General features: G+C 43.6%; 9 protein-coding genes. 7 read left to right on the forward strand and 2 right to left on the reverse strand.

The window, feature by feature from the left end; all coding sequences use genetic code 11:
- Positions 1-319 precede the first annotated feature (319 nt).
- The gene (locus AAC006_RS15480; RefSeq protein WP_013783533.1) at positions 320-1,150 is read right to left on the reverse strand and encodes a methyltransferase domain-containing protein; all 831 of its coding nucleotides are present in this window, start codon (positions 1,148-1,150) and stop codon (positions 320-322) included.
- 85 nt (positions 1,151-1,235) lie between these two features.
- Here AAC006_RS15480 and gloB point away from each other — a divergent pair, with 85 nt between their 5' ends.
- The 4 genes from gloB (at position 1,236) to AAC006_RS15500 (ending at position 7,098) form a co-directional block, all read left to right on the forward strand.
- Positions 1,236-2,027 (forward strand): hydroxyacylglutathione hydrolase, encoded by a 792-nt coding sequence (gene gloB, locus AAC006_RS15485; RefSeq protein ID WP_013783532.1) that lies wholly within the window; start codon positions 1,236-1,238, stop codon positions 2,025-2,027.
- Between the two features lie 63 nt (positions 2,028-2,090).
- The gene (locus AAC006_RS15490) at positions 2,091-3,770 is read left to right on the forward strand and encodes a LysM peptidoglycan-binding domain-containing protein (protein ID WP_013783531.1); all 1,680 of its coding nucleotides are present in this window, start codon (positions 2,091-2,093) and stop codon (positions 3,768-3,770) included.
- Positions 3,771-3,789: 19 nt separating this feature from the next.
- On the forward strand, positions 3,790-4,845 hold the full coding sequence (locus AAC006_RS15495) for an ion transporter (RefSeq protein ID WP_126871480.1): 1,056 nt from the start codon (positions 3,790-3,792) through the stop codon (positions 4,843-4,845).
- 114 nt (positions 4,846-4,959) lie between these two features.
- Positions 4,960-7,098 (forward strand): TonB-dependent siderophore receptor, encoded by a 2,139-nt coding sequence (locus tag AAC006_RS15500; RefSeq protein ID WP_126871479.1) that lies wholly within the window; start codon positions 4,960-4,962, stop codon positions 7,096-7,098.
- Positions 7,099-7,165: 67 nt separating this feature from the next.
- Here AAC006_RS15500 and cysS read toward each other — a convergent pair whose 3' ends face one another.
- The gene (gene cysS / locus AAC006_RS15505) at positions 7,166-8,548 is read right to left on the reverse strand and encodes a cysteine--tRNA ligase (RefSeq protein ID WP_126871478.1); all 1,383 of its coding nucleotides are present in this window, start codon (positions 8,546-8,548) and stop codon (positions 7,166-7,168) included.
- 161 nt (positions 8,549-8,709) lie between these two features.
- On the opposite strand from cysS, the gene AAC006_RS15510 reads away from it, so the two are divergent.
- The 3 genes from AAC006_RS15510 to AAC006_RS15520 all read left to right on the forward strand — a co-directional run bounded on the left by AAC006_RS15510 (position 8,710) and on the right by AAC006_RS15520 (position 11,952).
- A complete protein-coding gene (locus AAC006_RS15510; protein WP_013783527.1) occupies positions 8,710-9,201 on the forward strand; it encodes a peptidylprolyl isomerase in 492 nt (163 codons plus the stop codon).
- A 118-nt stretch (positions 9,202-9,319) separates the two neighbouring features.
- Positions 9,320-10,045: a UDP-2,3-diacylglucosamine diphosphatase gene (gene lpxH / locus AAC006_RS15515; RefSeq protein WP_126871477.1), complete on the forward strand. Its 726-nt coding sequence runs from the start codon at positions 9,320-9,322 to the stop codon at positions 10,043-10,045.
- 323 nt (positions 10,046-10,368) lie between these two features.
- A complete protein-coding gene (locus AAC006_RS15520) occupies positions 10,369-11,952 on the forward strand; it encodes an alkaline phosphatase (RefSeq protein WP_126871476.1) in 1,584 nt (527 codons plus the stop codon).
- The last annotated feature ends 5 nt before the right edge of the window (positions 11,953-11,957 follow it).

Genomic DNA, 11,957 nt, shown 5'->3' on the forward strand with positions numbered 1-11,957 from the left:
TAAAATCCCAGTTCTATTGCGGACACCCACTTTTATATTGACCAACTGAGTTGTGGGTGTCTTGTTTTTGGCTTCTTGTTTTTGGCTCTCGTCAAATCGGTGATAAAAGTGGACATCCATGTTTTAACCCCAATCAAAAAATGGATATCCACTGATTAAAATTCCAAATTAACGTGGGTGTCCACGTTTAAGCACCCAGAAATATCGTGGGTGTCCATGGTTAGGTTCGGTTAGCTAAACTGTGGGTGTCCAAGTTTCGGCTTCGGTTAGCTAAACTGTGGGTGTCCAAGTTTCGGCTTAGACCAAAACTGTGGGTGTCTCAGCTTTTGGCTTTATTGTATGAAGAAGTTCTGGCGCTGGCGGCACCGACAGGAGAGAACTGGCGTTTTAGTTGAAGTTTTGGCCGAATAGCCGTCATAGGCATTACTCGCTTTCTGGCCAGTATTACGTAAACGGCACTGCACCACGGGAAGTAAGTGGAAAGGTATTGCTGAATGTTTTTCGCGTAACCCCACCGCTGTTCAAAAAACAATGTAGAAAACATAATTTGGCGCTGTTCTACAATTTCAAAGCCCAACAGCTGCAACCAATCTTTAATGCGATATGAGGTAAAAAAACGAGCGTCATGCAGTTTATTGTCGCGCTTGACCGGTAAGTACTTGGCGATGCCGGCTAAACTCAACGGGTTGAACCCGCTAATAATAACGTAACCACTTTGAGTAATAACTCGGTCTACTTCCCGTAAAATTTCGTGAGGGTCTTGCGCAAAGTCCAATTCATTGGCTAGTAAAAAGCCATCTATGCTGTTTTCAGAAAATGGCAGCTGATGTGACTGTCCTACTATTTTGGGGCTTGCTGAACTATCAACGCTTTCTGTCCGCTCACCACTATTATTCGCACTTTCACTTATTTCATCGTGCTCTAAATGCATAGCACTAAATGGCACTTGGCTAATAATGTTGCGTATAGGGCTTTGCTTCAACGGTATTTGCGCACTTAAACTGCCGAGTTTCACGAAGTGATACCCAAAAATGCGTTGGGTGTAGTCGTCGCACACCTGCGTGATGGCTTGCTTAATTTGCTCTCCTGCTGGAAAGTCGGTCCAGTCTTCAGGATAACGAGGGGCTTGGGAATGAAATGCTGATCTCATAGTTGCTAAGCGTGCCTTAAGGTTGCTCTGTGTACAACAAGTTCTTATAGTATCGCATAATTATACCTACACAAGCAGGTGCACAATGACGACTAACGTTCTTCCTCACGGCATTTCAATTTTTCCAATAGAAGCATTTAGCGACAATTACATCTGGTGTATTCACAATAACGAACAAGCGATCGTTGTCGACCCAGGCGATGCAGAGCCCGTACTCTCGTTTTTAAAAAGTGAAAATTTACATTTAGCGGCCGTATTAATAACCCATCACCATCATGACCATACGGGTGGCATTGCCAAATTAGTCTCAGCAAACCCAGGCCTTCCCGTTATTGGCCCAAGAGGGGGTCATATTCGTGGCATCACTAAATCCGTTTCGCAAGGCGATACCTTACAGCTTCCAGTATTAGATTTAGAATTCCAAGTAATGGAAGTGCCCGGTCATACGCTCGATCATATTGCGTTTTTTGGCCATAACGTTTTGTTTTGTGGCGATACCTTATTTTCAGCAGGTTGTGGTCGGTTGTTCGAAGGTTCGCCTGAACAAATGTTGCACTCGCTGAACAAGCTGAAGCGCTTGCCCGACAACACTCTGGTTTACTGTACTCACGAATATACTCAATCGAACGTACGCTTTGCTTTAGAAGTAGAACCAGAAAATCAAAACCTTCAAAACTATTCATCTTGGGTAGATAAAAAGCGAGAAATGGGTATGCCAACCCTACCCTCAAATTTGGCTGAACAAAAACAAATTAACCCTTTCTTACGTTCTCATGAACTTTCTGTACAAACTGCTGCCGAAGCTTATTGCGAAAAAAACATGGGCGACGATGTAGCGGTATTTGCTGCAGTTCGGCGCTGGAAAGATGAGTTTTAATGCAAAACTAACGCACTGAAGGTAGAATGTGCGGTTTGCAGGTATTCGAGAGGTCCCTTCTACATGCAGTTGAAGTTGTTTGTTTTGTCACCCGTTTTATTAGCGTTAGGGCTAAGTGGGTGCCAAATCACCGAAGAACAAATACAAGAAGACGTGGTGAATGTACAAAATGTTGAAGGCGCTACTGAACCTTGCAACACATTACACGACACACCAGAAGCAATTGAAGACTGTGAAATAGCGCGCGAAGGCGTTATTGATGTAGTGCACCCTAAAGATAATCTGCTGTCGGAAGCAGAGGAACTTATTGACGACCCTTCAGTAGAAACCGAAGCCATTATTACCAATGTATGGCAGCGAGTAAGTGACGGGCTTAATTTATATATTCCTGATGATCGTCGCGTTGATGTACAAAAAAACTGGTATTTAAAGCATCCAGAGTACATGAAACGTGTGGTTACTCGTGCCAAGCCGTTTCTCTATTACATTGTTGACGAAATAGAGAAGCGTGATATGCCAATGGAATTGGTGTTATTGCCCATTGTTGAAAGTGCTTTCGACCCTTTTGCCTACTCTCATGGCCGAGCCGCTGGTATGTGGCAATTTATTCCCGGTACGGGCAAGCGTTTCGGAATGGAGCAAACCTGGTGGTACGATGGGCGTCGTGACGTTATAGCGTCCACCAAAGGTGCTTTAGATTACCTAACCTATTTATCGAACATGTTCGATGGCGATTGGCTACATGCTCTAGCGGCGTATAACAGTGGCGAAGGTCGTGTATCTAAAGCCATTCGCGCAAATAAAAAAGCCGGTAAGCCTACCGATTTTTGGTCGTTAAACTTACCTCGTGAAACCCGTGCGTATGTACCGAAATTATTAGCATTGGCAGACATTTTAAAACATCGTGATGAATATGCTTTTGCATGGCCTGAAGTTGAAAACGTCGCCGTTATCGAAGTGGTTGATATTGGTTCACAGGTAGATTTGGCCTTTGCTGCCGACCTTGCGGGCATGACGCTTAAAGAGTTACATGCATTGAACCCTGGCTTTAACCGCTGGGCTACTGCTCCAGAGGGCCCGCATAGATTAGTGTTACCGTTAACCAAAGCCGCTGACTTTAGTGATGCGCTTGCTAAAATTGATCGTACCGACCGATTGAATTGGGTACGTCATACGGTGAAGCCAGGTGATAGCTTAGGGAAACTTGCGAATAAATATCACACCACTGTGAAAGTGATTAAGCAAGTTAACGAGCTTAACTCTAACGTTATTCGTATTGGCCAACCTATTATGGTACCTGTGGCTTTGAAAGCCCTAGACAATTACGACCTATCACAAGGCCAGCGTTTAGCCAGTGTGCAAAACAAAAAGCACGGTGCATATAAAGTTACCCATACTATTCGCTCAGGTGATACGTTATGGGATATTGCGCGTAAATATGGTGTTACGACTAAAAAACTAGCGAGTTGGAACAATATGGCGCCTGGCGACATGCTCCGTCTTGGGAACAAATTAGTGGTTTGGCAGAATAACAAAAGCAACTCAAAAAACGCAGATGCTATAACCAAACGCGTAACCTATACGGTTAGAAACGGTGATTCCCTGTCGCGCATAGCGAGTAAATTCAATGTCAGCATCAGTAATATTGGCAAATGGAATAACATTAATACATCGCGTTACTTACAGCCGGGCCAGAAGCTAAAGCTGTTTGTAGACGTCACTAGATTAAATAGCACAGGCTAAATAGCAAAGGATAAGAGCAATGCTAAGGATTAACCGGGACAATTTACGTAACAGTCATGAAACGCCCTGGTTAATCTTAGATTTAGTCATGCTGGGTATTTTATTTTTAAACCTAGCATGGCTAATTTTCGATGCCTTGTACGCTACCGATTTTATCTATTCTCAAATAGATGCCTTCTTCCCCGCTTTAATTAACGCTTACGACCCCATTCACCACAACTTCTTGTTGGTTGATTTAGTCTTCATTGGCATTTTTCTTACTGAGTTTTGTTTTAGGTGGATTGTTGCCATCGTGCGCAAAGAGCACCTGCGTTGGTATTTTTTCCCTTTTCTACATTGGTACGATTTAGTCGGGCTAATTCCTCTTGGGGCTACGCGGCTGTTCCGCTTCCTACGCATATTTTCAATTTTGCACCGGCTGCACAAATATCAAATTATTGATTTAAACCGCACCGCCATATTTCGGTTCTTCGCCTTCTATTACGATGTATTTGTTGAAGAGCTCAGCGACAGAATTGTGGTAAAAGTATTGAGCGATGCACAAAAAGACATTGCCGCAGGCTCTCCCTTGGTAGATGAGATTACCGAGCAAGTCCTTGCACCACGCCGCCCTGTTATTACCCAATGGATGGCGGGTGTTATTAATCACTTAGGGCAATCTATAAGTAACGATGAACATGGCGAAGTGATACGTGAACATGTTCGCAAAAGTGTAGGCAAAGCGGTGCGCGGAAACTCTCAGGTGTCTACGCTTAATTACTTACCCATAATTGGTAAAACAATTGAGAACACGCTGGAAGAATCAGTAACTGATATTGTCACCATGTCGCTGGTAAACTTATTGTCTGATTTAGATGCTGAGCGCATCGACCATTTCATCTCAGTGGGTATGCACGATTACACCCCTACAGCCGATGCTTTAGATAAGGAAGTATTACAGGTGGTAAATGAATGCTTAGAATTGATGAAAGGACACATTGCACAGCAGCGCTGGAAATCAGAGCTCGCTAAAAAGGAATCTACAATGCCAGTAACAGAACCTTCAGAAGAAACAACAATAGAGAAGAACTTGTAGGTACACGCTCAAAAAATTAAAACTTAATGATAACTATTATTATTTCAATACTCATATGGTAGACTTCTGACCAATACCAATGGTTGTTAGTCTTACATTTTGAGGAAATAAAGAATGTCGAACGGTCGTAAAGGTTGGTTTTACCCTTCCTTAACCGCATTAGCGATAGCGGTAGCGGTAGCTACATCACCAGTTGCACAAGAACAAGAAGATGAAAGCCTTGAGCACATTGAAGTTAACCCTATGCAGTCGTACAGAAGTACGGCCACTAAGTCTTCTTTGCGCCCTATCGATTCGCCTGTCAGTATCAGTGTTATCGATCAAGAGCTTTTACAATTGCGCCAAGCACAAACGGTATCAGAAGCCTTGCGCTATAGCTCTGGAGTAACGACTGAAAGTCGCCCAACCATCACTATTTTTGACCAATTTACCATTCGTGGCTTCGATACCTACCAAACCTTTTACGATGGCTTACCTCTTTTAAGTAACAACAGCTGGAACCTTTATCCGCAAGTTGATTCTTTCGCAACAGAATCTTTAGAAATATTAAAAGGCCCTGCGTCATCGCTTTATGGCCTCGTTCCTCCTGGCGGCATGATTAACCAAGTTGCCAAATACCCTAAAGACGAAAACGAAACCTTAATTCGTGCAGCGGTAGGTTCAGATAACTTATTTGAGCTTGGTGTAGATACTACCGGCCAACTTACCGACAACGCGCGCTATCGTGTTGTGGCACTAGGTAGAAAACAAGATGGATTTCAGGACACTACTGAAAACGAGCGTTATACCATTGCGCCTTCAGTTACCATTGATCTTAGCAAGGCAACGGAGCTTACCTTATCTGCCTATTATCAAGACGACCCTCAAATGGTGCCCTCTACCCCACTTCCAGGCGTTGGTACCCTTTACGAAGCACCTTATGGAAAGCTTGACGCCAGCGTTTATGCAGGTGATGAAAACTGGAACAGCTATTCTCGCGAAGTACTTATGCTTGGCTATAAACTGAACCATGAATTTAATGATAACTGGTCAGTGTTACAAAAGTTTCGCTATACCGATGCTGACGCCCTGCAACAAAATACCTATCACTCAGGTACGCCTACAGACGATATTTACCTAACTCGTTCAGCATACCTTACCGATGAAGAAATTGACGGTGTGACTGTTGATACGCAGGTGGCTGGGTTTGTTCAAATCGGTGATGTGGCACACAACCTATTGTTCGGTGTCGATTACCAAAATTCCGACTCAACCGTTGCGTATCGAGATACATTAACTACCGACACGCCAGTACTAGATTTAAGCAATATCGATAATGACTTGTTCGATGTAGATTCTCTACCACTCGACTTCTACCAAGAAGATCACGTTATCGACATTGAGCAAATTGGTTTTTATCTTCAAGATGAAATACGTATCGATAATTTCACGTTCTTGCTAAATGGTCGATATGATCAATTTGAAAGCACTGATGTGGCAGAGAATGTATATGCGGGTTTTGAGTACGGCAGCACCACAGAAATTGACCAAAATGAGTTTTCAGGCCGTGTAGCCGCTATGTACACGTTTGACTCAGGCTGGCGCATGTATGCGAACTACGCTGAATCTTTCGAACCAGTTTCAGGTACCGACTCAGTTACTGGCGAAGCTTTCAAACCTACTACAGCTGACCAAGTTGAAGTGGGAACCAAGTATATTAGCGGTGATGGCGCAACCACGTTTACCGGTGCGTACTTCGTACTGACGAAACAAAATGTAGTGGTCAATACGTCAGACTTTGCGCAATATACGCAAAATGGTGAAGTTGAATCGAAAGGTGTTGAACTAGAGCTTTCTACTAAAGTAACCAACGCCCTTTCACTGCAAGCAAATGCTACTTTGTTAGATTTAGAAGTAACTGAAGACACATTGGACCCAGACGTAGTAGGTAAAACGCCAGTTTGGGTTGCAGAAGAAAGTGCATCAGTATGGGCGAACTACTTCTTCGATGATGCGCTAGACGGCTTAATGCTAGGTGCAGGTGTTCGCTACGTGGGTGAAACACAAGCAGATAAGTACAACACCGACACTGTGCCTTCTTACACCTTGGTTGATGCGGTATTGTCTTACGACATGCCAGAGTACGATTTAAAACTAACAGGCAGTGTAAGTAACTTGACCGACAAAGAGTATGTTGGTGCATGTTACGACACGAATAACTGTTGGTATGGTGCACAACGTAGATTTGAAGTTGGTATTGAAAAGCGTTTTTAAGCGAATGTTTTTTGATAATCAGGGCTTAGCCGATGATGTCAGCTAAGCCCTTTTTTGTTTTGAGCACCTAGCCTCTGCGCCAAGTCGTACCTGCAGGCCCATCTTCTAACACTATATTCTTAGCGTTAAGTGCATCTCTCGCAGCATCTGCTGCTGCCCAATCTTTAGCTGCACGCGCATCGTTACGCTGTTTTATCAGCGCTTCAATCTCAGCGGCTTCATCATCGTTTTCGCTACCGCCTTTAAGGTAAGCATCTGGGTCGCTTTGCAGCATGCCCAAAATAGCACCTAAACCTTTAAGTACCGCCGCTAATTTACTCGCTTCTTCGGCATTATCTTTATTACGGTTTATTTCACGCGCCACATCAAACAATACTGAAAATGCTTCAGGTACGTTTAAATCGTCATTCATGGCAGCTTCAAAGCGCGCTAAATAACCGCCGTAGCTAAGGTCGGTAGATTCATCTATTGATACACCACGAAGCGCAGTGTATAAACGCTCTAATGCCGCTTTTGCTTGGGTAATGTTATCTTGCGAGTAACTTAGCTGGCTACGGTAATGTGCCGACATTAAGAAGAAGCGCAAGGTTTCAGCATCGTGCTCTTGTAATACGTCACGAAGGGTAAAAAAGTTACCTAACGACTTAGACATTTTCTCGTCGTCTACTTGCACCATGCCAGCGTGCATCCATACGTTTACGTACGGTGTATCAAATGCACAGCATGACTGCGCCACTTCGTTCTCATGGTGCGGGAACGTAAGATCAGAACCTCCTCCGTGAATATCAAAATGTGCTCCCAAATGCTTTTTGTTCATGGCAGAACATTCAATGTGCCAGCCAGGGCGGCCTTCACCCCACGGCGATTGCCATGCAGGCTCACCGGCTTTAGCGGGCTTCCATAATACAAAATCCAGTGGGTCGTTTTTATCCAATGCCACTTCAACACGGGACCCAGATTGAAGCTGATCTAAGTCTTGCTTACTCAACTTGCCATATTCAGGGAATTTGCTTACATCAAATAATACATCGCCATTTGAGGCCTGATATGCAAAGCCTTTATCCATCAATATCTTAATAATATCGATGATCTCATCCATATGGCCGCTAACGGTTGGCTCTACGTCTGGCTCAAGTAAATTGATAGCAGCAAAGTCTTCATGCATCATGCCAATGGTGCGCTTAGTTAACGCTTCGAAGGTTTCTCCGTTTTCATTAGCACGGGCAATAATTTTGTCGTCAATATCTGTGATATTACGAACGTACTTCACATCAAAACCTAAATGACGCAGGTATCGAACTAAGATATCAAAGCTAAGGTAAGTGCGAGCATGCCCCATATGGCTTAGGTCGTACACGGTAATACCACACACATACAAGCCCACCTTCCCTTCTTGAAGCGGCACGAATTTCGCCTTGTCACGGGTACGGGTATTGTAAAGGTGTAGCATAAAGTGAATTCCTAAGTATCAAAATGGCCGCAAAGTTTAGCACTGTATGTTGCCAAATGGTAAGATTTTGCGATGCTTTTTAGCATCGCTACTTCCCCGCATGGCTGGTTATGCGGTAATATTACCAAGTATTTACTTATTTAAAGGCAGGACACGAAGAAATGGTTACTCTCAAAACAAACTTTGGTGATATCACCCTAGAATTATTTGAAGACAAAGCCCCTAAAACTGTAGAGAACTTTCTAGCTTATGTTAAAGAAGGTTTTTACGATGACACTATTTTTCACCGTGTAATTGACGGTTTCATGATTCAAGGTGGTGGTTTCACTGCAGATATGGATCAGAAAGACACCAAAGATACTATTGAAAATGAAGCAAACAACGGCGTTGCTAACGAAATTGGTACTATTGCGATGGCACGTACTAACGATCCGCATTCAGCAACTGCGCAGTTCTTCATTAACGTGGGTAATAACAGCTTCCTTAACCATACTAGCGAATCAGTGAATGGCTGGGGCTACTGCGCATTCGGTAAAGTTACCGACGGTATGGACGTAGTTGAGAAAATTAAAAGCGTTAAAACCGGTTCAAGCGGTTATCACCAAGATGTACCTGTTGAGCCAGTTGTTATTGAAAAAGCGGTTGTCGCTTAGTGCTGTTAAGTGAGCATTTCAAACCTTAAATGCTCACTATCGCTACATCTTAAGCAAAGGCCGTACTCATTCAAAGCGGCCTCTTTTTTCCAAACGCCTTTCAAAGTTGTCCATTTCTATGTCATTTACCTACTTCATTGCCGATTTACACCTAAGTGCAGATCGACCTGACATCACAGCGTGCCTAATGCAATTTTTAGAAAGCGATGCAAAGGAAGCCGATGCCTTATATGTGCTGGGCGATTTATTTGAAGTATGGATAGGCGATGATGACGTTACCCCATTTAATACCGCTATTGCAGAGGCATTCAAGACTTTAAGCCAACATGTGCCTATCTATTTCATGCATGGCAATCGCGATTTTGCCATACGCGAAGGCTGGACAAATAAAGCGGGCATGACACTTATCAACGAACCCACCGTTATTGACTTATACGGGACACCCACACTTATCACCCACGGCGACGAGCTTTGCACTAACGATGTGGCTTACCAAAAATTCAGAAAGAAATCTCGCGGTTGGTGGTGGCCTAGGCTAATGCTAGCCTTGCCTTTATGGTACAGACGCCGCGTTGCAAGAAATGGTCGAGCGGAAAGTAAAGAGAACCAAAAGCACCTTAAGCCAGACATTATGGATGTGACACCCACAGAAGTGATTAAGGTTATGGAGCAGCACAATGTTCAACGCTTAATTCATGGACACACACACCGCCCAAACATTCATTCTCTTACCGCCAATGGCAAACCTGCTACCAGAATCGTGTTAGGTGACTGGTATGATCAAGGCAGTACATTGTGTGTGTCACACTCCAATGTTATGTTACAACATCACACTTTTAAGTAGCGATATCTGAGACTTAGCTTCCTGCCATACTAAAAATTTCATAAATTTAATTTTATTATTTGTCTTTTAAACATGCTTTTCTAACACCCTAATTTGTAAAGATAACTTACAAATAGTCTTACCCTCCTTTTCTTAAATTTTGTACCTATTAGTTGCTTTGTTAAAGCCCGTTCAAAAATCTGTCAAATAAACGTCACTTTCACGATATATCGTTGAAAATAGCGCATTTAAATGATAACGAGAATCAATTTCATTTGTCGATTTGCGTACTAATTAACAATAAAACTGACCATCACAATTTAAATTCAATGTAGGGAACGACGATGAATCGTACTTGGAAAACGAAGCTTAGTGCTCTTGCACTGGTTGCTTCATCTGGTTTGCAAGCAGCTGTTTTACCCGAACACCAAACAGATAACGCATGGTATTCAGATGCGCAAAGCAAACTTACTGAAAAACTAGTGACAAACAACCAGTTCAAAGCCAAAAACGTGATTTTGTTTGTAGGCGACGGAATGGGGGTTTCTACGCTTACTTCTGCGCGCATCCACAAAGGGCAGCTTGAAGGCGGTTTGGGCGAAGAAGGTTACTTGGCATTTGAAACTTTCCCCCACACGGCGTTGGTTAAAACCTACAATGTTGATGCACAAACTCCAGATTCAGCAGGTACGATGACAGCGATGATGTCGGGCCTAAAAACGGATGTGGGTGTTATTGGCGTTGACGAAGATATTGAACGCGGTGAATGCGCTACCGTTGCTGGCAATGAAGTTATTACTGCACTTGAACTTGCTGAAATTAAAGGGTTAGCAACCGGTATTATCTCTACTGCACGTATTACACACGCTACGCCTGCGGCCACTTACGCTAAATCAGCTGATCGTAACTGGGAAGATATTTCAGATATGCCAGAAGAGGCTGCTGCGGCTGGCTGTATTGATATTGCCGATCAGTTAGTAAATTTTGAGAGCTTCCTAGAAGGCAGATATACAGGTGTTGATGTAGACGGTATTGAAGTGGTTATGGGCGGTGGCCGTCGTCACTTCTTACCTAAAGACGCGTCTTTTAATAGCGCTGATGCAGTTAGCGAAGTAGAAGGCGATCGTACAGACGACCGAGACCTTACGTCAGAATGGCAGCAGATGTATGAAAATGGTGTTTATATTGTTGACCAAGCAGGCTTCGACACTTTAGACACTGAATCGACTGAACGGGTTTTTGCTTTGTTCAACGAGTCACACATGCAGTACGAAGCAGACCGCGCCAATGACGTAGCGGGCGAGCCATCTATTGCTGAAATGACCGAAGCTGCGGTAAACATCTTAGATAACAACGACGCTGGTTTCTTCTTAATGGTTGAGTCTGGCCGAATTGACCATGCCCACCATGCTGGCAATGCAGCCGGTGCACTTACAGATACTTTGGCGTTTGAAGCCGCTGTTATGGCCGCGTATGAAAACACAGATCCATCTGAAACACTTATCTTAGTAACGGCTGATCACGGCCATGTATTTACTATTGCAGGCTACCCAAAACGCGGTAATCCCATTTTAGGTAAAGTGGTTAATGTTGGAGCAGAAGAACCTGCTACAGCGTCTGACGGCACGCCTTATACCACATTAGGTTACACCAACGGCTTAGGTTTTCGTGACCTTGGAACAGAAACCGATTCTGATGAAGGTTACAACTACGATAATGCGGCAGGTCGTATGAACTTAACCAATGTAGATACCACTACCGCCGGTTATCACCAAGAAGCACTTATTCCACTTGGATCTGAAACACACTCTGGTGAAGATATAGCATTACACGCAACTGGACCAGGAAGTCAATTAGCACAAGGTGTGATAGAACAAAATGTTGTTTTCCACCTAATCAACCAAGCCCTTGGCCTGATAAACGAATAAGTGGA

Origin of the sequence: uncultured Alteromonas sp., from assembly GCF_963976965.1 — a bacterium.
In the GTDB taxonomy this organism is placed as follows: domain Bacteria; phylum Pseudomonadota; class Gammaproteobacteria; order Enterobacterales; family Alteromonadaceae; genus Alteromonas; species Alteromonas naphthalenivorans.

Coding starts and splice junctions, on each gene's coding strand:
- cysS (WP_126871478.1), bottom strand. CDS start 8,548: ATGCTACACCTTTACAATACCCGTACCCGTGACAAGGCGAAATTCGTG.
- AAC006_RS15490 (WP_013783531.1), top strand. CDS start 2,091: ATGCAGTTGAAGTTGTTTGTTTTGTCACCCGTTTTATTAGCGTTAGGG.
- lpxH (WP_126871477.1), top strand. CDS start 9,320: ATGTCATTTACCTACTTCATTGCCGATTTACACCTAAGTGCAGATCGA.
- AAC006_RS15510 (WP_013783527.1), top strand. CDS start 8,710: ATGGTTACTCTCAAAACAAACTTTGGTGATATCACCCTAGAATTATTT.
- AAC006_RS15520 (WP_126871476.1), top strand. CDS start 10,369: ATGAATCGTACTTGGAAAACGAAGCTTAGTGCTCTTGCACTGGTTGCT.
- gloB (WP_013783532.1), top strand. CDS start 1,236: ATGACGACTAACGTTCTTCCTCACGGCATTTCAATTTTTCCAATAGAA.
- AAC006_RS15495 (WP_126871480.1), top strand. CDS start 3,790: ATGCTAAGGATTAACCGGGACAATTTACGTAACAGTCATGAAACGCCC.
- AAC006_RS15500 (WP_126871479.1), top strand. CDS start 4,960: ATGTCGAACGGTCGTAAAGGTTGGTTTTACCCTTCCTTAACCGCATTA.
- AAC006_RS15480 (WP_013783533.1), bottom strand. CDS start 1,150: ATGAGATCAGCATTTCATTCCCAAGCCCCTCGTTATCCTGAAGACTGG.